This window comes from Peribacillus sp. NJ11, from assembly GCF_030348405.1.
Lineage (GTDB): Bacteria > Bacillota > Bacilli > Bacillales > DSM-1321 > Peribacillus.
Genome location: NZ_JAUCFO010000001.1, coordinates 1,564,258 through 1,585,280 on the forward strand (window position 1 = coordinate 1,564,258; position 21,023 = coordinate 1,585,280).

Genomic DNA, 21,023 nt, shown 5'->3' on the forward strand with positions numbered 1-21,023 from the left:
CTCCTTGAGGGATATGATTATATCCTAATTATACACAAAATTTGTAATTTTCCATTTACTTTACATCAGCAAAATGGTAATTGTGGTGAACATGGAGGGGGAGGGAAGTTCTGCTTATAGAAGGAGTTCAAGGCAAATCCATGTTTAATCAATCGTTTGATTAAACTTTATAGGCAGGAATGTATAAGGAAATCCCCTTCGGCAGCAAGTGTAATATCCATGGATGGACGTGGTCACTTAACCTGTTTTATTAAAGGGGATTATACTTCCTATATTAGAAATGTGCCTATGGGTTTCAATCGTGGTGAAGGTTTTGAATAAGGAGGTCATATCGAAATATCGTATTTTCATATTTTTGCGTTTTGCCTTCTTGTCCCGTATGTACTTTTTAATGTTTACTTCATTCGCCTATTGTCACCAAGAGGGAAATGTCAGTATATCCCCTCAGTTTTCTTGTTTCGAATGCAGGGGTATTGAAGCGGTCCTTAGTGGAACCAGTATGTGGGAGGTCGCTAAAGAGGTTTTCAACAATCTTCAAAGCAGGAGCAAAATCAAGACGGACGTAGCCAATGTAATCCAAATGGGGCTAAAAACTTCTGGATGAATGATTAAAAAAATGATTCCTGCGATTGTGGCAGCCTGCTGAATGGTCATATGTCTAATGAAGTGTATTCCAGCTTTAAAACAGGCTTTAAGCAGAGGCATTTGATTCATTTTCATTCCTCCCTTTTCTTTCAATAATATGACCAGGCATAAAAGAAAATACATGGGGATTCGTTTTCCGCTCAATTATTACGGGTATAGTAAAGGTAAAATAAAAGGAGGAATCATAGGTGGTCATTGTATATATTAGTCTTGCCCTCTTTATCGGATCGATTATCTATTTAGCGTTTTTTGCTTTTAAAACATTTAAGGATTCCAAACCGACTATTGATAATTTGACGGAAACCGTTACACGCATCCAGGCCAAAACGGAGCAGATTAAATCGGAGACGGACCAACTTGCCATGACACAGTATGATATCACTGAAGATGTTCAATATAAAAAAGAGGCCGTACAATATACGGTTGATGCGGCTAAAGAAATACCTGAACCCTTTAAAAAAATTTGGTTTTCAATAAAAGGTGACAAGTGGAAGCTTAGAAACTGAGCATAAGCGTTTCGAATTGGAGTATATGATATAGTCTTGAAATAATAAGTTTCTAGGATTCCTCGGTTGAATTTTACCGGTAGGGTCCAAGAGAAAGCGGAGGATTCTGCGTAAACGGAGGGAAAAAAGCTCGGGAGGTTATGATACATGACCTTTCGGGCTTTTTCTGTAATTGGAGGGAAAAAGATGGCTTTGGTTCAAATCGTGATTGAATGATTATTTGAAGTGTCATGGCCACGAATTAAAAAATGACGAGGGTTTTACGAAATTAGCGATGCGTTTGTTATTCGTCGGTTTTATTTTGGTTGGAATTATCGGCTTGAAGGTCACTTCTTCTGAATAATTTATCGTCTCCTCGCAAATATTAATATTAAATTATTTTAGAGGAGTGAGGAAAATGAATTATAAAGCGATGGTATCAAGTGCGATGATGGCTTTAGTGATTACAGGTTGTTCACCTAATGATAAAGAAGATGCCAGTGAAAATCTTGGCCTGAATCGTACCAATCAGGATAATTTAGATAATCCGATGAATGTAAGCGACACAAGGCAAAATGTTAATGATGATAATAATGATAATGGTGTAAACGATATGAGGGTTTCCGAAGATATCGCAAATCGTGTCGAAGCTTTGAAGGAAGTAAGTAACGCCAATGTCATCGTGACTGAAAATAATGCATATGTAGGGGCAGTATTAAAAGACGGCGGGGATAAGGATATCCCGAATGACCTTAAAGAAAGGGTTGCTGATGCAGTAAGGGGAGCCGATCCATCGGTGGACCAAGTTTATGTTTCGGCAAACCCGGACTTTGTTCAAAGAATGAAAGGGTATGCAAATGATATCGAGAATGGAAAACCCGTTGCAGGATTTGCTGAAGAGTTCCGTGAACTTGTAACACGGATTTTTCCAAGCCCAAGATAATTGGTAACGTTAATGAATTAAGATGAAAAGACTTATCTGGTGAATTCCGGATAGGTCTTTTCCTATTTAAAGGATATCGGTGAATCATGACTAACTTTATAGAGGGTGGTTACACTAAAAAAACTAAGTACAGGTAATGGGAGGGGTGGAATAGTGAGGTTTTTTAAGGACAGGAAGGATAAGGATGCAGCAACCTTTCAGGATTCTTCCAAGGATTTTCAGGAACTTCTTAAAAAGTTTGAAGCATCTAATGATTTTCTTACCTTCCAATACCCGACTGAAGACGACTATACCATCTCCTATTTCAATTCACTGGTTAGTGAACAACAGCTCCATGAACATGTACTGACTGCCATTTCGAATCAACCAAAGAAGGATCTTAAGCAATTAAAAGGCGAAATTCCGATGGAAGATATGAAATTGACGGCTGATTTAAATGACATTCAAAGGTTGGTTTTGGCCGGATCGGTCATGATTCAATACAGGAAAGATGAAGAAATGTGTTTGTTGATTCCATGTGTTCATAGTGTGAAAAGGCAAATTTCCACACCCGAGTCGGAGTATACGGTCGTTGGGTCCAAGGAGGCCTTTGTTGAATCGCTTGATTCGAATTTGAATCTGATCCGTAACCGTTTGCCCACTCCTGAATTGCAGTCCAAGGAATTTCGGGTCGGGAGCATCTCGCAAACAAGGTTAGCCGTTCTTTACATAGATGGGATAGTAAATCAACAGATCATTAATACAGTCATGCAGAGAATAGAAGATATAGAATATGATACGATCGTCGATATTTCGTTTGTAAGTCAGATGATCACGGATAATCGGAATTCGATGTTTCCGCAACTGATTGATACGGAGCGGCCCGATCATCTGGCCAGTGTATTATCGGAAGGGAAAATAGGGATCATGCTGGATGGATCTCCTCATGTATTAGTTGGTCCCAATACCATCATTTCGTTCTTTTCGTCATTTGAAGATTATTTTCAAATTTGGAATCTCGGTACTTCATTCCGTTTGATTAGGCTTTTCGCAGTGCTGTTTTCCGTTTTGTCATCACCTCTGTATGTTGCCGTTTTAACGTATCATTATCAGGTGATTCCAACTGATTTGCTGCCCATCTTAATATCATCCAGGGGCGTGATCCCTTTTCCGCCGATTTTGGAAGCGATCGTGCTGGAAGGGACGATCGAATTGCTCAGGGAAGCAGCGGTCAGGCTGCCAGCTAAGGTTGGCTCCACCATCGGTATTGTTGGCGGTATAGTCATCGGTACAGCCGCTGTGGAAGCGGGATTTGTCAGTAATGTCTTGTTGATGCTTGTCGCTTTGGCTGCCTTGGCTTCATTTACGGTGCCGATTTACCAAATCAGTAATACGATTCGCCTTATCCGCTTTCCTTTTCTAATTGCAGCCCAGTTATACGGACTGTTTGGAATAGCTTTATGCAGTGCATTCATTTTAAGTCACTTATTGAAATTGACTTCGCTTGGCAGTCCATATTTAGATCCTCTATACCCGTTAAGGGTTCATGACTTTAAAGATAGTCTGATTCGCCTCCCTTTTTCAAAACAGAAAAAACGCCCGCAATTTCTGCGGACGGAAAATCCACTAAGGATGAGGAAGAAGGCGGATACTCAAAAATCCCAAAGTGATATTGATGAATAAGTTGTAGAAAGCGGTGAGAAGGTATGGAAGTCAAACCAAATGAAACTAAACAAATATCCCCATTTTTTGTTTTTTTCCTTATGCCCGGCATGCAGATTGGCGTAGGGGTATTGGGGTTTGAACGGGTCATAGCGAAAGAGGCTGGCCAAGACGCATGGATATCAATCATAATTTCAGGGTTAATCATAAATGTTCTGCTTTGGATGTGTTTCAAGCTTTTAGGCAGGGGCCCACAAACACTTGATTTGATTGCCATCCATAAAGATTTGTTTGGTAAATGGGTAGGAAATGCTTTCAATATTTTATTCATCCTCTACTTCATAATGATTTCCATCATACTTATCAGGACTTATTTAGAGGTCATTCAGGTTTGGATGTTCCCTGGTGTCAATGTCCTGATGCTATTAACCTTCATTCTTATTCTCCTGTATAGTTTTGTGACGGGAGGGTTCAGGGTCATAACTGGTTTTTGTATAATCGGGCTTATTATTGGATCACCATTATTCCTTTTGAATTATTTTCCATTGAAGTACGCCCACTTTGAAAATTTGGGTCCTTTTCTTGATCATTCTTTTTTGGAAATCATGAAGGCCTGTAAGAAAATGACCCTGAATTACCTTGGTTTTGAATTACTCCTGATTTATTACCCATTCATTAAAAAGCGTGAACATTCTCAAAAGTGGGCCCACTTAGGGGTGTTGTTTACTATGTCGATATATTTAATGTTCATTATTGTTTCATTAGCCTACTATCATCAAGATCAGCTGAAAGATGTAATATGGGCAACTTTGACGTTATGGAAAATTGTCGACCTTCCATTCATTGAAAGGTTCGAATACATAGGGATTTCCGTTTGGCTGTTCATGGTGCTGCCGAATGTTTGTTTAGGGGTTTGGGCAGCAAGCAGAACAGCGAAAAGAGCATTTGGATTCAGACAGAAAAAGATGTTGGTTTTCATCCTGCTTATCATTTTAGCTTCCTGCCTTTTTTTGGATAACCGCTATAGAATCGATAGGTTTAACACGATCAGTTCGCAAATAGGCTTTTATATCATTTATTTTTATCTTCCTCTCTTATTCATATGGCAGTCGATCGTTTATAAAGTTAGGGGGGATAAATCATGAAAATCAAACTCCTCATGATTACATTAGCTTGTTTCTTGATGACGGCGTGCGGTGTGGAAAAGCAAATATTAGAAGATATTTTAATTGCTGAAGTCGTAGGTTATGATGATGCCGGAGACAAAAAAATCAAAGGTACGGTCGTTGTCAGCGTTCCTCAGCCTGGTGAGGAAGCAGATCTAGGTAATGAAGTATATGAATCAATCTCCCATGATATAAAGGCAACCCGCCAGCAAGAAAATGCAAAGACACCATTCCCGATTGTCGGCGGGAGGCTGTCAGTCATTCTCTATGGTGAAGAATTGGCGGGTGATGGGTTGAATGATTACGTCGATACATATCGGCGTGATCCGATGGTGGGAAGGGATTTGTATTTAGCGATCGTTCATGGTAAAGCTGAGGATGTAGTTAAAATGGAGCCGAAGTTGATTAAAACTCCAGGGGTTCAAGTAAAAGAACTGATTGAACAGAATATCCGGACTAATTTGCCTGATGTAGATTTGCACAGGTATTTATATGCGTGTCATGGTAATGGGATCGATCCGGTCCTGCCCTTATTGGAAACTGCAGAAGACCAAATACGGGTAAAAGGGATCGCCCTGTTTAAAAGGGATAGGTATATTGGTAAATATATCCCTTATGAGGATGGGTTTTTATTCAAAGTCCTCAGTGAAAACTTTAAGCTGGGGAATTATGAAATTAAATGGAAGGAAAATGACTATACAGATATCAATAACGTGGAGTCACGTGTCCATTATGATTTCTCGAATGTAAATCAAGACCCCAAAGTCAGGATTGAAGTGAAACTAAAAGCGAGTTTGCTAGAGGTCCAAGGTTATGACTTGGGCAAAGGGGTCGCCCTGAATAAAATAGAGGCCAGGGCTGAACATGTCATTGGTAATAAATTAAATGAGATGGTAACCATGTTTCAGGAAAACAATATAGATCCGATTGCACTCGGTAATCACGCTAAAAGTAAAACAAGAAATTTCGATCAAAAACATTGGGAGGAGGCATATCCCCATATTCCCATCGAGGTGGATTTGGACATTGAAATGATTCAAACCGGAATTGTGGAATAAAAGAAGAATATTCTGAAGTTTCTCCCTTTATAATAGGGTATTGGTGTAATGATTATGTCAATGCGTTTAAAGAGGGGAGGAAAGGCATGGACAAAGCATGGTGGAAAGAGGCAGTTGTATACCAAGTGTATCCAAGGAGTTTTATGGATAGTGATGGAGATGGGATAGGGGATTTAAACGGGATCTTGATGAAACTCGATTATTTACAAGAGCTGGGTGTGAACGTGATATGGCTATCCCCCATTTATCAATCTCCCAATGATGACAATGGGTACGATATCAGTGATTATCGATCAATCATGACTGAATTCGGGACAATGGCTGATTTTGATAGGTTGCTGAAGGCGGTGCATGAACGTGGGATGAAGATCATGATGGATCTGGTGGTCAACCATTCTTCAGATGAACATACGTGGTTCAAGGAATCCCGATCCTCAACAGATAATCCAAAGCGTGATTATTATATTTGGAAACCTGGAAGGAATGGGAAAGAGCCAAATAATTGGGAGTCCATTTTTAAAGGTTCGGCATGGGAATATGATGAAGGAACGGATGAATATTATTTACATTTATTCAGCAAGAAACAACCTGATTTAAACTGGGAGAACCCTAAGCTCCGTGAAGAAATCTACAGCATGATGACTTGGTGGCTGGATAAGGGTGTCGATGGATTTCGGATGGATGTCATCAACTTCCTTTCAAAAGATCAGAGCTATTCAGATGGATCCGTTCATCATGAGAAGCAGTATGGTGATGGAAGCCCCTTTTTCCTGAATGGACCGCGCATACATGAGTTTTTACAGGAAATCAATCAACGGGCACTTTCTCGATATGACGTGATTACCGTTGGGGAGATGCCAGGCGTCACACCGGAGGAAGCACAATTGTTCACAGGTAAAGATCGTGGTGAGCTACATATGGTCTTTCAATTCGAACATATGGATTTGGGGTGCGGACTAGAAGGGAAATGGAGTAACGATAAGTGGAAGCTAAGCGATTTAAAGCGAATTCTTTCCAAGTGGCAGACTGGTTTGGAGGGGGATGGCTGGAACAGTTTATACTGGAACAATCATGATCAGCCCCGGGTTGTCTCAAGGTTTGGAAATGATGGAAAGTATCGTATTGAAAGCGCAAAGATGCTTGCCGCTTGTCTTCATATGCTTCAGGGGACTCCTTATATATATCAAGGGGAAGAGTTGGGCATGACCAATGTTGCATTTGAAAGCATCGATGAATACCGGGATATTGAAACGTTGAATTCATATGACGAACTCGTCAATTCGCGTGGCTGGTCAAAAGAGCGGATGATGTCAGCCATTCACGCCCGTAGCAGGGATAATGCGAGGACACCGATTCAGTGGAATGATTCCCGGAACGCAGGATTCACAAATGGGAGTCCTTGGATTAAGGTTAATCCCAATTTTCCCGAGATCAATGCGGAAAAAGCCTACAATGATCCGAATTCCATTTTTCATTTTTATAAAAGGCTTATCCAAATACGCAAGGATCATGAAATCGTCGTTTATGGCCGTTTTGAACTGCTCTGTCCAGATGATGAACGAATATTTGCCTATACGAGAACGTTGGAAGAAGAAAAGCTGCTAGTGCTATGCAACTTTAAAGAGGAGCCGGCCTCCTATTCTTTGCCTGAAGAGCTGCATGCATATTCTGCTACAAGGCTGATCGGTAATTATGATCAGGAAGAAGAAGGAATCTCCACCAAACCTCTGCGTCCATATGAATGTCGTGTTTATCATTTGAAATGAAAAAAGGACCTGTTCTTCCCCGTTTAGAGAAGAGCAGGTCCTTTTACGTATTATTTTGATTTAAGGTCACATTCCTCAAGGGGAATGATTTTCGTTTTATGCTTAATTTTATAGCCGAACCATAGGACGAAAAATAGAATCAAGCCAATGTAGGAAACGAACATTGAATTCCAATCGATCCCATTGCTACTGAAGGCTTGATAGCCTTGTCCAATGATAATGATGATACAAAGGACAAGTGCGAATATAGGTCCGAATGGGAAGCCTTTGGCCCGGTATGGTAAAGCATTCATATCAAGGCCTTGAGCTACGTAGGCTTTGCGGAACCGATAATGGGCAATCGCAATCCCGACCCAGGTGACGAATCCGGCCATGCCTGAAGCATTCAATAACCAGATATAAACAACACCATCTCCGAAAAATGAAGCTAAGAATGCAACGCAGCCAACTAAGGAAGTCACGATAAGTGCATTCACTGGTACTCCTCTTTTATCTAACTTGCCAAGGAATTTCGGTGCTTTCCCATCACGTGCCAAGTCCCATAGCATACGGGTTGAAGCGTACATGCCAGAGTTACCGGCAGAGAGTACGGATGATAAAATGATCGCGTTCATGATGGATGCGGCAAATGCAAGGCCCGCACGTTCAAATACAAGCGTGAATGGACTTACGGCAACATCTTCACTCAATAAACGTGAATCCGTAAACGGTATGATCATTCCAATTACAAAAATTGCAAGGATATAGAATAAGATGATGCGCCAGAAAACGGATCTGATCGCTTTAGGGATATTTTTTTCCGGATCCTCACTTTCACCAGCCGTCACTCCAAGCAATTCCGTTCCTTGGAAAGAAAAGCCAGCTGCCATGAATACGCCTAGAATCGTGAAGAACCCCCCGTTAAAGGGACCTTCGCCCATTGTGAAATTGGAAAAACCAATTGGGTCTTTCCCACCCATGATTCCGAGGATGATCAAAACACCAGTGATCAAGAATATGACGACCGTCACGACTTTGATCATGGCAAACCAGAATTCCGTTTCCCCAAAACCTTTAACGGACATGTAATTGATAAGAAACATTGTGATTAACGCAATGGCACTCCAGATAAAGGAAGGACTATCCGGGAACCAGAACTTCATAATTAAGACAACGGCTGCTAATTCAGCGGCAATGGTGATTGCCCAGTTATACCAGTAGTTCCATCCAATCGCAAAACCGAAAGACGGATCGACGAATTTGGATGCATAGACACGGAACGAACCGGCCACTGGCATGAACGCTGCCATTTCTGCAAGACTTGTCATTAAGTAATAAACCATGATGCCGATGATCGCGTATGCCACCAAGGCACCGCCGGGTCCGGCTGAATGAATGGCACCGCCACTTGCTAAAAATAAACCTGTTCCAATCGTTCCACCTAATGAAATCATCATCAAGTGCCGCGCTTTCAGGCTCCTTTTCAATTCAGTAGGGCTTGATGCTTGTTGTGAATTTGCCAATTGATGTTACACTCCTTTTTATTGGAAGGGAACGAAAAATAAAAAAACAGCAGTCGAAAAAGATCGACGGCTGTTTATAATAAACCCGTTTATCCTTCCGAAGATAGCTCCCCACGCTTTTAGAAAAAACGTGACAGTGATGTTCCTGTTCGAAAACACCGCCAGCCAAGGTATACATGGAATATACCCAAACTTCGGCAACTTATCCTTTCAAACGGAGTCTTTAATTTTCCAGAATCTCGTCCGTTTTACTTTTATAAGCTGCAGCCTCTAACTCATCGGTAAATGAGGAAGTATTCAATTTTCTTAAATCGTTGCGCCATCTTGTAATTGACGACGGACGATTATACTCATGAAATTCATGCAATAGCTAATAGATTGCTAGTAATTGAGTAAACTTTACTATATCAAAATTATAAAATAATCTCATGGATATCGCAATGATTATTTTATGTGGTTATTTTTTCCTAGTTCAAAAAAGTCTGGAAGATTTGATGATACAAAAGTAAAGCTATTCTTAGCGTTATTAAACGCTCCTTCTTTTTATAAGGGCGTATTCCAGTTTTACATGTTTGACCACCTCAGGATTCTCGAATAGATCAACTGCCATTTTCCCAATCCATTCCAGCGGTAAGGAAATGGTCGTGATTTCGAGCATTTCACTCAGGCTATCATTATTGAAGCCGAGAATGGCCACATCTTCAGGTACCCTCATGCCAGATTTCTTAGCTGTTAGAATGAAGCCTGCCGCCGTGTCATCATTAGTGATGATGATGGCCTCAGGTTTATTCACCATCGAATTCCAATCCTGAAACAATTGTTCACCGTCTTTGATGTGATAACTGCCTTCAAACAGCCAATCTTTATTGTTTATAAGTTGATGTTTACTCATGATATCGTTAAAAGCCTTTGTGCGGAGAGAACTGTTTCTGCTCTTTTTACGGCCAAGACTGTATCCAATTTTCTGATAACCTTTAGCAATCACGTATTCAAGGGCACAGGAGAAAGCTGCATAATGATCAACGCTGATGGATGAAAATTCAGCCTGGGCTGTATCTTCACATAAGATAATCGGTCCATATTTTTGATACTCCAAGAGGATTTTCATTTCCGAAATTCTTGAACAAACGATAATGCCATCGAGTTGCTTCATTTGCAGCATATTCAAAGCCTGGATTTCTTTCTCTCTTTCGTAATGGGTCTGAAAGATGACTAGATGACAGCCGATTGCATTCGCCTGTTTAGAAATTCCGTTAACGATTGCCCCGTAATATGGGTGATTGGTGAAGGGGATGATGATGCCGATAAGATTTGTTTTGCCTTTAGAAAGATGGATGGCGTTGATGTTTCTCGAATAATTCAAACGGTCAATGGCTTGTAAAACGCTCGCTCTTTTTTCAGGGCTTACATAAGGATGATCATTCAATACACGGGAAACTGTTGAGACAGATACACCAGCACTTTGAGCAATTTCTTTAATATTTGTCATGGGATCACCGTATTTTCTTTTTTTATATTGTACAGTATGAAACCCATTTCAAAGCAAGAGAACACAGTGGGGCTGCTGAAGATTTCTTCAAATAAGCTCTTGTTCTGGTATGGGTTTCATCCTTTAAGATTGGGTTAAGTCTTAGAGGAGGAGGAGATCATGATGGTCCAAACTTTAATTACCCTGTTTGTACTTTGCGGAATTGAATTGGGATTGGCGTACCTGGCAATTTCATTGAAGTCGGAAAAATGAGTGGCAGCGCACATGGAATGCCGGATGCCAGTCGGGAATTACGCGATTTACTCTGAATTCCACGGCATTAGGCGTGAAATTCGCCATTTTCCTAGTGAATAATAAGGAATTACTCGTGAATACTGCATTTACTCGTGAATTTTGACACTTTACTCGTGAAATCCGCGCATTTACTCGTGAATTTTGACACTTTACTCGTGAAATCCATGCATTTACTCGTGAATTTCACGTTTTCCCGCCATAAACAATCGAAATAGACCCTCTAGTTTATTTTCACCATTAAAACTCCACAATATAAATATAACTTCATCGTTTACGTTTCATGTTACGGAAGGAAGAACTTTTCTTCATATAAATGACTGATTGTCCGGAAGGTCCACGTGATATTCCGGACAGTTTTTTGCTGTTTGTAAAGTCATTCGCTGAACTCAAATCCCGAAGTTATTTTTGGGTATTTTTAATAAAATGATTTATCTGCTTTATGAAAAATAGTTGCACTTTTTCCGTATACTTGTGTATAGTATAAAATAAGTTGTGTAGAGGAAACTTTTTAGCATTTGCGACAATGTAAAAAAATTTATGCTTAATTTTGCACATGGCAAACATTTTTAGAAAGATGAAAAAGGGAGGGAATATGGATGGGTTTTCTAAAATCTATTGGGGGCGTGCTTGCTGCATTGCTGATTTTAACGGGGTGCGGCAATGACGCGGCCGAAAGGGATAAAGGTAATAGCAAGTTGAATGTCGTTGCAACAACGGGAATGATTGGGGACTTGGTTGAGAATATCGGCGGTAAACATGTAGAGGTCACAAGTTTAATGGGACCGGGAGTCGACCCCCATCTATATAAAGCAACACAGGGTGATGTGAAGACACTGGATTCGGCTGATATGATTTTTTATAACGGTGTGCATCTTGAGGGGAAAATGACGGATATATTTGAAATGATGAGCAAGGATAAACCGACGATTGCCGTAACGGAGGATTTCAAGGAGGACCAACTTCGAAAAGTTAGTGCGACGGAACATGATCCCCACGTATGGTTTGATGTAAAGCTTTGGATAGTAGCGGCGGAAGCAGTTAAGAAAGAGTTGATTGCCACCGATCCGGACCATGAATCAAGTTATCGTAAAAATTATGAAGAGTACGTACTGCAGTTGGAGGAACTTGATAAATATGTTCAAGATGAAATAAATGAAATACCAGAAGATCAACGGGTGCTCGTTACAGCACATGATGCTTTTGGATACTTCGGCCAGTCATATGGTCTGGACGTAAGAGGGCTTCAAGGGATCAATACATTATCGGAATATGGATCAAAAGATGTGACCGATATGCGGAATTATCTTGTAGAGAACAAAATAAAAGCGATTTTCATTGAGTCTAGCGTGCCAAGGAAGGCTATCGAGGCTGTGATTCAAGGTGCCGAGAAGCAGGGCCACAAAGTGGAAATTGGCGGTGAATTATTCTCGGATGCAATGGGTGAAAGAGGGACGGAAGAAGGAACGTATATCGGAATGGTCCGTCATAATACCGACACCATCGTCCGTGCTTTGAAATAAGGGGGAGAAAAAATGTATCAATCAGCTTTAAAGGTCGAGAATTTAACGATTGCTTATCATAAGAAACCGGTTGTTGAAGATGTCTCATTTGAGGTGCCTGAAGGGAATTTAATTGGTATCATTGGCCCCAATGGAGCAGGGAAATCCACCTTGATAAAGGGAATACTCGAATTGATTCCAAAAATATCGGGGGAAATCACAATAAAGGGATCTACTTATAAATCGATGAGGAAGAGTATCGGCTATGTACCGCAGCGGGAGTCAGTGGATTGGGATTTTCCGACCAACGCACTCGATGTCGTGATGATGGGCAGGTATGGTCATCTCGGATGGCTGAAGCGACCAGGGAAGGCCGAAAAGCAGAAGGGGATGGAGTGCCTTGATAAGGTGGGGATGGCTGAATACGCTAACCGCCAAATCAGCCAGCTATCAGGCGGGCAGCAGCAAAGGATATTCCTGGCCCGTGCATTGGCACAGGAAGCGGATATTTATTTTATGGATGAACCGTTCGTAGGGGTGGATGCCGCAACAGAGAAAGCAATCATACAATTGCTGATGGAATTGAAGGAAAAAGGCAAAACCGTTCTGGTTGTGCACCATGATCTTTCCACCGTGAAGGAATATTTCGACTGGACGATGTTATTGAATAAAAAGGTGATGAAGATAGGTCCGACAGAAGAAGTTTTCATTCCCGAATACTTACAGGCAACTTATGGAGGCCGCCTAGCGATACTATCAGACACAAGGTCCGGCCTGTTATTAAAATGAGGTGTACACGATGAATATACTGGATATTATTACTGATCCAAATACAAGGTGGATTTTGCTGGGCACGATGTTCCTTGGATTAAGCAGTGGGGTCATCGGCAGTTTTGCCTACCTCAGAAAGCAGTCTTTGCTTGGCGACACACTCGCACATGCAGCGTTACCAGGTATCTGTGTCGCCTTTATGTTAACTGGAGTGAAATCCACTTCCTATTTTCTTATAGGAGCTGCCCTGTCTGGCTTAGTGGCTGTTTTCTTAATCAGTGTGCTAACGCGATACAGTAAGATCAAGCAGGATGCGGCCTTGGGAATCGTCTTATCTTCCTTCTTTGGCTTCGGAATTGTCATGCTTACACAGATTCAGCAGAGCGAGTATGGAAACCAGAGTGGATTGGATACCTTTTTATTCGGGCAGACGGCTTCAATGGTCATGTCCGATGTATATATGATGATGACGGTTTCCTTTATACTCATTTTCACTTGTACCGTGTTTTTTAAAGAATTCAAATTACTATCCTTTGACCCTGGGTTTGCCAAGGGGATGGGATTGCCGGTTGTTTTTCTGGATTATTTCATCATGATGCTGATCGTGGCAGCTGTAGTGATCGGTATCCAGGCTGTAGGCGTCGTATTGATGGCATCTTTACTAATCACGCCAGCCGTTTCTGCGAGGTATTGGACGGAGCGGCTGCATATCATGGTCATCCTGTCCGGTGTATTCGGAATGTTGAGCGGTGTGTCTGGAACGTTGATCAGTACCTCAGTGAATGATTTGCCAACAGGACCTTTAATTGTCTTATCCGCGACGGTATGGTTTTTCTTTTCCATGCTTTTTGCACCTAAACGCGGAGTGCTTTCATCTGTATGGAGAAGGGTATCGACAAAAAGGAAATATTCTCTCGAACAGGATAGAAGGAAAAGGAGACACTCATCATGAATGATTTTTGGATTATTTTAGTCGGAGCATTGGTGGCGAGTTCTTGCAGTGTATTAGGATGCTTTTTGATAGTCAGGAAAATGACGTTGATAGGGGATGCCATCAGTCATTCCGTTTTGCCGGGAATCGTATTGGCATTTTTAATAACCGGGACTCGTGACTCGGTTCCAATGCTGATCGGGGCAGCTGCTCTAGGTTTACTTACAGTATTCTTAATCCAGCTGTTCCAATCGTCGGGCGTTCAATCTGACGCAGCGATCGGGATTGTATTCACTTCCCTTTTTGCAATGGGGATCGTACTCGTGAGCTTGTATACGCAACAAATAGATTTTGACCTGGAACATGTCCTTTATGGCGAAATAGCCTATACTCCCTGGAACACGATGACCATCGCGGGAATCGAGGCTGGACCAAAAGCTGTTTGGATCGTCGGCGGTTGCTTCATCCTGAACCTCATCCTGATTTTCCTTTTCTTCAAACAGTTTAAACTCGTATCCTTTGATCCATCACTTGCGGCTGCAATGGGAATTCCTGTACTGTTCTTTCATTACTTATTGATGAGCCTCATTTCACTGACAACTGTAGCTTCTTTTGATAGTGTAGGTTCCATTTTAGTAGTTGGAATGCTCATCATACCTGCGGCAACGGCTTATCTGCTGTCAGACCGTTTAAGCCGCATGATATTGGTCAGTATCGGGGTCGGGGTGCTAAGTTCCATCATCGGTTATTATTCAGCTTCCATTATGGATGCTTCGATATCCGGTTGCATGGTGGGATCGGCCGCCATATTATTCGGATTGGCCTTTCTCTTTTCCCCAAGCCATGGATTGGTCAGCAGATTGCTGAAACGGAGAAAATCAAAGGAATCACATGCATAACTCCCCCTGCCTACAGGCTTCATGGAAATAACTCCGTGAAGCCTGTAAACTATTCTTCTATATAGTTGTGATTTTATTTGTTTAAAGTATAATGAATAAGTGTATTTATAGATGTATAGCAGGAGCCTTTTTAAGGGAGAGTTAAGTATGGAAGAACAAAATAAATTTTCATCACGAATAGATTTTTCTTTGGTCACAATATTGCTGTTATTATGCGTTGGAAGTTGCTTAGCAATCTATAGTGCCCAAACGACTGGACAGTACGCTGAAAACTTCTTAATTAAACAAATTTTTTGGTATATAGTGGGAATCGGAATCGTATTAGGGTTCATCACCCTGGATTCGGATCAGCTGAAAAAAATCTCTTGGTATGCCTATGGCTTCGGATTGTTTTTGCTTTTTTTGCTGATCATTATGCCAGATACCATCGTTCCTGTCCGGAATGGTGCGAAAAGTTGGTTCATCATTCCGGGAATCGGTTCGATTCAGCCATCGGAATTCATGAAGGTTTTCCTGATCCTGGCTTTAGCGAATGTCATCTCAAACCATCATCTCAAAAACACGCTGAAAACAATTCAATCGGATATGTGGCTACTTATTAAAATCGGTCTTGTGACTGGTGCCCCCTTATTGTTAATCATGCAACAGCCGGATTTGGGTACATCGCTTGTCATCATGTCAATCATGCTCGGAATGATTTTCATATCAGGGGTATCATGGAAGATCCTGCTACCGATCGTTTCGGGAGGAATTGTCGTCGCTTCAGCGGTCCTATACTTCGTCCTTTGGAAGCCGGAAATCCTGGAAAAATACCTAGGGGTAAAATCTTATCAATTCGGCCGTATCTATTCTTGGCTGGATCCATATAATTATGCCAGCTCCGAAGGATATCACTTAACCAAATCATTACTGGCTATCGGCTCCGGCCAGACCACAGGCAAGGGAATCGGTTCGAGGGAAGTGTATTTGCCTGAGAGTCATTCGGATTTCATCTTCAGTATCATCGGTGAAGAATTCGGCTTCATCGGATCTAGCATCATTATTTCCTTGTTTTTCCTATTGATTTACCATATTACAAAAACGGGAATGGACACGAAAAATAACTTCTATACATATATCTGTGTCGGCGTTATAAGCATGTTGACGTTTCATGTTTTTCAGAATATCGGCATGACTGTAGGCCTTTTACCGATTACGGGGATTCCGCTTCCATTTGTCAGTTATGGAGGAAGCTCGCTAATGGGGAACATGATGGCCATGGGCTTAATATTCAGCATTCGGTATCACTATAAGAAGTATATGTTTTCAACGGATATCTAAATGGAAAGCCGGCCCACCATGGGCCGGCTTTATTTGTAGCAAAAAAACAAAAGGAGCAGAATCTGCCCCCTGAATGTTTACTTATTGAATGTTCGATCCAGAAGGAAATTGATTTTTATATCCGGAAAATTGTTTGTACGATTGGCCTAAGCTGGTAGCTTGCGCCTTTTCTAAGCTATACCAGCCTTTTTCGAACATAAGGTTAAAGAGCTCACGCTGCATCTCCTGATTTTCTTTTGATACGGAGAAAATGTCTTGGAATAATGCTTGGTTACTCATTTCATGCAAGGCAACGGAAAAGGAGTTACAAAAGTACTTTTCAGTTGTAAGCATATCATTTATAAAATCCCTGTCATTCATTTGCGGTGTCTTTGCTACAGGAGATTCTGGATTTTGGACTTTGTTTTCATTGGGCATCAAGAACCCTCCTTTACTGGTATTGTTGTTGACCCTGAATTTGGTCCGGGTTCAAATGTTTCAAAATGGTATCGTAATGGCGTTGATGCATGAGACCGCACCGATTTAATGCATCAATGATTTGCGGGTCCTTGCATTGTGTGGCAAAAAAATGTGCTTTTTTAATCGCATTCAGATTCCATGCAAGCATATCGGTTAAGTATAAGCTATCTTTCACCGAAACCATTTCCGGCGGCTGCTTCATAAAGCCGGTGGACTGCTGTTGGCTGTTAAACGAATTTTGCTGTTCCATCATTCTACCTCCTTAAGTGTTCTTTAAACGAACTTAATTTTCCCTTAATGAAATTTATTTATTCTTGATTCTAAATATCTGAAAAATGAATTAAATGGTAAAATAATCTTGTGCATCTATTTTCCAAAATGATTTGGAGGGGAATGCAGATGGAAGGAATATTGAAAAATCTATTTCTTTTTTTATCAAAGAACAAAAGCATGACAAAGGCAGCGAAAAAATACGGGCTGCGGTTTGGTGCATCTCGTTTCGTGGCAGGAGAATCATTGAATATGGCATCTGGTGTGATTTCAGATCTAAACCGGAAAGGGCTTGCTGTTACCCTTGATTATTTAGGTGAATTCATTGAAGATGAACATGAAGCAGGGAAGATGGCAGATGAGTGTATCGAAGCGATTCGCATGATTGGCAGAAATCAACTGGATTCACAGTTATCCCTGAAGTTGACCTCGATGGGCTTGGATGTGTCCGAACGGGTCGTAATGAATAACATGCGGAGGATTTTGGATGAAGCTAAAGCCCATCAGGTTTTCGTGACGCTTGATATGGAGGATTTTCCGCGCTGTCAGCCAACTTTGGTTGTATTCAAAAACCTAAAGTCTGAATATAATGAATTGGGGACCGTAATCCAAGCTTATCTGTATCGGACTGAGAAGGATATTGAGGAGCTGGATGCATACCATCCGAATCTAAGACTTGTTAAAGGAGCTTATAAAGAACCAAGGGAAGTGGCTTTTCCAGAGAAAAAAGATGTGGATGAGAATTTCAAGAAAATTATCAAGCAGCATTTGCTGAATGGCAATTATACAGCCGTTGCCACACATGATGATAAAATCATTGATTATACGAGGGACTTGGTCAAAGATCAGGGAATTCCCCATGACCAATTTGAATTTCAAATGTTATATGGCATACGCAATGAAAAGCAGCTTGAGCTTGCTGAAGAAGGATATAAGGTAAGGGTATATGTTCCTTATGGTACGGATTGGTATGGATATTTCATGCGCCGCCTTGCGGAGAGACCGGCCAATATTGCTTTCGTTTTAAAAGGCCTATTCAAGAAATAGGAAGCGAGAGCCGCCCCGGATAAGGGACGGCTGCTCAAATTAAGAAGGTTTTATTTTTTAAACTGATTGTTCTGGCTGTTCACTTTATTGATTCCATGTTGACGTTCAGCGCCAGGGCCGGCATTGCCTTTAACGCTTGCTGCACTTACGGCTGCTTTAGAAGGATTATCTTTACGCTTCATTTTATAAGTCACCTCCTGCACGGTTATTTTTTACTGAACGGCGGAGAAATAACCAAAGGAATTTGGAGAAAAAAATATTTTTTTTACTGTTTAATCATTGCGGAATTTCCAAATATATTCTATATTAGTAATAAGAAAAAATATTCAAAAAATTTTTGGATTAAAAATGAATGAGCATTCATTCAATACATTGCGTAAGGGGGATATGAACTTGGTTCGACAAATACGAAAGGCTGCTGTTCTAGGGTCAGGAGTTATGGGATCAGGGATTGCTGCACACCTTGCTAACATCGGCATTCCGACTTTATTATTGGATATTGTACCTCGTGAGCTCACTGAGGATGAAAAGAAAAAGGGTCTTACATTAGATAATAAACAAGTGCGTAACCGCATTAGCCAAACTGCGATTACTAAACTTTTAAAACAGAAACCAGCTCCGCTTTCAGCTAAGGGAAATATTGCGTTGATCGAGGCGGGAAACCTGGAAGATGATATAAGCCGTTTAAAGGATGTCGATTGGGTCATCGAAGTGGTCGTTGAGAAACTTGAGGTTAAGCAAAGTGTATTTGCCCAGGTCGATCAGCATCGTAAACCAGGAAGCATCATTTCATCGAATACATCCGGAATTTCAATAGAAGCGATGGCAGAAGGCCGTTCGGAGGATTTTCAAAAGCACTTCCTGGGAACCCACTTCTTCAATCCACCGCGTTATCTTAAATTGTTGGAAATCATCCCTACTGAAGCAACTTCACCAGAAGTGCTCGAATACATGAAACGATTCGGCGAAGATGTACTGGGGAAAGGTGTCGTCGAAGCCAAGGACACGCCAAACTTCATCGCAAACCGCATTGGCACTTATGGTTTATTGGTCACTCTCCGGGAAATGCAAAAAGGCGGATACAGTGTCGGTGAAGTCGATTCGGTTACAGGACCGTTGATTGGAAGGGCAACCAGCGCGACTTTCCGGACACTTGATGTAGTTGGTCTGGATACCTTTGCACATGTTGCCAAAAACGTATATGACCAGGTGGATGGAGAAGAAAAAGAAGTTTTCAAAATTCCTGATTTCATGAATGAAATGCTTAAGAATGGGTGGCTCGGAAGCAAGTCAGGACAAGGGTTTTTCTTGAAAAAAGGCAAAGAAATCCTTGAACTGAATCCCGAAACGCTTGAATATGATGCACGAAAAAAATTAAAAGCGCCGTCCATTGAAATGGCTAAACAGGCCAAGGGCTTGCCAAATAAAATGAAAGCGCTTGTTTATAGCGAAGACCGTGCTGGCCAATTGCTTTGGAATGTGCTGAATCCGGCGCTTGTGTATTCTGCCCAACTGCTTGGGGACATTGCAGATGACATCGTGGCAATCGACCAAGCGATGAAATGGGGATTCGGATGGTCCACTGGTCCATTTGAAACCTGGGATGCGATAGGTGTAGAGAAATCGGTAGCCCGTCTGGAAGCGGAAGGCATCACCGTTCCGCAATGGGTAAAGGATATGCTCGCCAAGGGAATCACTTCTTTCTATAAAGAAGAAAATGGCATAGTCCACTATTATGATAATGGTGAATATAAAGAAATTGTCGAAAATCCTAAGGTGATCAATCTTAAAGCAATCAAGAAGCAAAAAGGCGTAATCAAGAAAAACAGTGGTGCAAGCTTGATAGATATCGGCGATGGAGTGGCCCTTCTTGAATTCACTTCACCGAATAATGCAATCGGTCTGGATATCATGCAAATGATCAATGCGGCGGTCGACGAAGCGGAAGCGAATTATAAAGGCCTTGTCATCGGAAACCAAGGCAAGAATTTCTGTGTAGGCGCCAATATTGCAATGATGTTGATGGAAGCGCAAGATGACAATATTTTTGAACTCGATATGGTCATCAGCCAATTCCAAAAGGCGATGCTGAAAATTAAGTACAGTGCAGTTCCTGTAGTGGTTGCCCCGTTTAATATGACACTTGGCGGGGGTGCTGAAGTATCCCTTCCGGCTGCGCGCATCCAGGCAACGACTGAAACGTATATGGGACTGGTGGAAGCTGGTGTAGGTTTGATCCCAGGCGGCGGCGGGACTAAAGAACTTTATGTGAAGACATTGAGGAATATGCCGAAGGGTGTCGACTTTGATTTACAGAAAGTGGCCAACCAAGTATTTGAAACGGTTGCCATGGCAAAGGTTTCAACCTCCGCTGAGGAAGCACGCGGGAATAATTTCCTTAATTCATATGATGGAATAAGTGTGAATGCGGATCATCAACTATATGATGCGAAGCAGGCTGTCATTTCCATGTATGAACAAGGTTATACCGCTCCTGCCCGCACAAAGATTCCTGTCGTTGGTGAAACGGGATATGCCGCACTTCTCTTAGGGGCGGAATCCATGCGCCTTTCTGGATTCTTATCCGATCATGACCTTGTCATAGCCAAAGAGCTTGCATACGTCCTGGCAGGGGGGAAACTCCCGTTTGGCACGGAAGTAGATGAACAGTATATCTTGAACCTGGAAAAACAAGCGTTCCTAAAACTGATTTCGATGCCGAAATCTCAAGCAAGGATGCAGCACATGCTCGTTAAAGGGAAACCACTCCGTAATTGATGATTAGATGAAGATATGGCCAAACCGATAAGGAAGATTAATAGATCGATAGCTTAAAAA

19 protein-coding genes and 1 riboswitch are annotated in these 21,023 nt (G+C 41.6%); of the genes, 13 read left to right on the forward strand and 6 right to left on the reverse strand.

Annotated elements, in window-relative coordinates; genetic code table 11:
- Positions 1–534 precede the first annotated feature (534 nt).
- A complete protein-coding gene (locus QUF86_RS07630; RefSeq protein WP_289314465.1) occupies positions 535–714 on the reverse strand; it encodes a hypothetical protein in 180 nt (59 codons plus the stop codon).
- 119 nt (positions 715–833) lie between these two features.
- Here QUF86_RS07630 and QUF86_RS07635 point away from each other — a divergent pair, with 119 nt between their 5' ends.
- The 6 genes from QUF86_RS07635 (at position 834) to QUF86_RS07660 (ending at position 7,704) form a co-directional block, all read left to right on the forward strand.
- Positions 834–1,151 (forward strand): DUF948 domain-containing protein, encoded by a 318-nt coding sequence (locus QUF86_RS07635; RefSeq protein WP_289333961.1) that lies wholly within the window; start codon positions 834–836, stop codon positions 1,149–1,151.
- Between the two features lie 397 nt (positions 1,152–1,548).
- Positions 1,549–2,073, forward strand: a complete 525-nt coding sequence (locus QUF86_RS07640) for a YhcN/YlaJ family sporulation lipoprotein (protein WP_289314467.1) — start codon at positions 1,549–1,551, stop codon at positions 2,071–2,073.
- A 153-nt stretch (positions 2,074–2,226) separates the two neighbouring features.
- Positions 2,227–3,735, forward strand: a complete 1,509-nt coding sequence (locus QUF86_RS07645; RefSeq protein ID WP_289333962.1) for a spore germination protein — start codon at positions 2,227–2,229, stop codon at positions 3,733–3,735.
- Between the two features lie 23 nt (positions 3,736–3,758).
- Positions 3,759–4,859 (forward strand): GerAB/ArcD/ProY family transporter, encoded by a 1,101-nt coding sequence (locus tag QUF86_RS07650; RefSeq protein ID WP_289333963.1) that lies wholly within the window; start codon positions 3,759–3,761, stop codon positions 4,857–4,859.
- Positions 4,856–5,938: a Ger(x)C family spore germination protein gene (locus QUF86_RS07655; RefSeq protein WP_289333964.1), complete on the forward strand. Its 1,083-nt coding sequence runs from the start codon at positions 4,856–4,858 to the stop codon at positions 5,936–5,938. Before QUF86_RS07650 ends, QUF86_RS07655 begins: the two co-directional genes overlap by 4 nt.
- Before the next feature lie 86 nt (positions 5,939–6,024).
- Positions 6,025–7,704 carry a glycoside hydrolase family 13 protein gene (locus QUF86_RS07660; protein WP_289333965.1) on the forward strand — a complete coding sequence of 560 codons (1,680 nt, stop codon included), beginning with the start codon at positions 6,025–6,027 and terminating at the stop codon, positions 7,702–7,704.
- 50 nt (positions 7,705–7,754) lie between these two features.
- Here QUF86_RS07660 and QUF86_RS07665 read toward each other — a convergent pair whose 3' ends face one another.
- Positions 7,755–9,206: an amino acid permease gene (locus QUF86_RS07665; protein ID WP_289326877.1), complete on the reverse strand. Its 1,452-nt coding sequence runs from the start codon at positions 9,204–9,206 to the stop codon at positions 7,755–7,757.
- A gap of 96 nt (positions 9,207–9,302) precedes the next feature.
- Positions 9,303–9,487: riboswitch (Lysine riboswitch) on the reverse strand.
- A gap of 245 nt (positions 9,488–9,732) precedes the next feature.
- Complete coding sequence (locus QUF86_RS07670) at positions 9,733–10,695, reverse strand: LacI family DNA-binding transcriptional regulator (RefSeq protein WP_289333966.1); 963 nt, start codon at positions 10,693–10,695, stop codon at positions 9,733–9,735.
- An 890-nt stretch (positions 10,696–11,585) separates the two neighbouring features.
- On the opposite strand from QUF86_RS07670, the gene QUF86_RS07675 reads away from it, so the two are divergent.
- The 5 genes from QUF86_RS07675 (at position 11,586) to QUF86_RS07695 (ending at position 16,409) form a co-directional block, all read left to right on the forward strand.
- The gene (locus QUF86_RS07675) at positions 11,586–12,509 is read left to right on the forward strand and encodes a metal ABC transporter solute-binding protein, Zn/Mn family (protein WP_289333967.1); all 924 of its coding nucleotides are present in this window, start codon (positions 11,586–11,588) and stop codon (positions 12,507–12,509) included.
- 12 nt (positions 12,510–12,521) lie between these two features.
- Positions 12,522–13,277 (forward strand): metal ABC transporter ATP-binding protein, encoded by a 756-nt coding sequence (locus QUF86_RS07680; protein WP_289314476.1) that lies wholly within the window; start codon positions 12,522–12,524, stop codon positions 13,275–13,277.
- Positions 13,278–13,287: 10 nt separating this feature from the next.
- Complete coding sequence (locus QUF86_RS07685; protein WP_289333968.1) at positions 13,288–14,211, forward strand: metal ABC transporter permease; 924 nt, start codon at positions 13,288–13,290, stop codon at positions 14,209–14,211.
- Positions 14,208–15,089, forward strand: coding sequence for a metal ABC transporter permease (locus QUF86_RS07690; RefSeq protein ID WP_289333969.1), 882 nt, complete (start codon positions 14,208–14,210; stop codon positions 15,087–15,089). The genes QUF86_RS07685 and QUF86_RS07690 overlap by 4 nt, the downstream gene beginning before the upstream one ends.
- A gap of 147 nt (positions 15,090–15,236) precedes the next feature.
- Positions 15,237–16,409, forward strand: coding sequence for an FtsW/RodA/SpoVE family cell cycle protein (locus QUF86_RS07695; RefSeq protein WP_289314479.1), 1,173 nt, complete (start codon positions 15,237–15,239; stop codon positions 16,407–16,409).
- A gap of 81 nt (positions 16,410–16,490) precedes the next feature.
- Here the strand turns inward: QUF86_RS07695 and QUF86_RS07700 are convergent, their stop codons facing one another.
- Positions 16,491–16,826: a spore coat protein gene (locus QUF86_RS07700; RefSeq protein WP_289333970.1), complete on the reverse strand. Its 336-nt coding sequence runs from the start codon at positions 16,824–16,826 to the stop codon at positions 16,491–16,493.
- A 13-nt stretch (positions 16,827–16,839) separates the two neighbouring features.
- Positions 16,840–17,118: a hypothetical protein gene (locus QUF86_RS07705; RefSeq protein WP_289326868.1), complete on the reverse strand. Its 279-nt coding sequence runs from the start codon at positions 17,116–17,118 to the stop codon at positions 16,840–16,842.
- 149 nt (positions 17,119–17,267) lie between these two features.
- Between QUF86_RS07705 and QUF86_RS07710 the strand changes: the two genes are divergently transcribed.
- Positions 17,268–18,185, forward strand: coding sequence for a proline dehydrogenase family protein (locus QUF86_RS07710; RefSeq protein WP_289314482.1), 918 nt, complete (start codon positions 17,268–17,270; stop codon positions 18,183–18,185).
- Positions 18,186–18,235: 50 nt separating this feature from the next.
- Here the strand turns inward: QUF86_RS07710 and QUF86_RS07715 are convergent, their stop codons facing one another.
- Positions 18,236–18,367: a YuzL family protein gene (locus QUF86_RS07715; protein ID WP_289314483.1), complete on the reverse strand. Its 132-nt coding sequence runs from the start codon at positions 18,365–18,367 to the stop codon at positions 18,236–18,238.
- Between the two features lie 205 nt (positions 18,368–18,572).
- On the opposite strand from QUF86_RS07715, the gene QUF86_RS07720 reads away from it, so the two are divergent.
- Positions 18,573–20,963, forward strand: coding sequence for a 3-hydroxyacyl-CoA dehydrogenase/enoyl-CoA hydratase family protein (locus tag QUF86_RS07720; protein WP_483313908.1), 2,391 nt, complete (start codon positions 18,573–18,575; stop codon positions 20,961–20,963).
- The last annotated feature ends 60 nt before the right edge of the window (positions 20,964–21,023 follow it).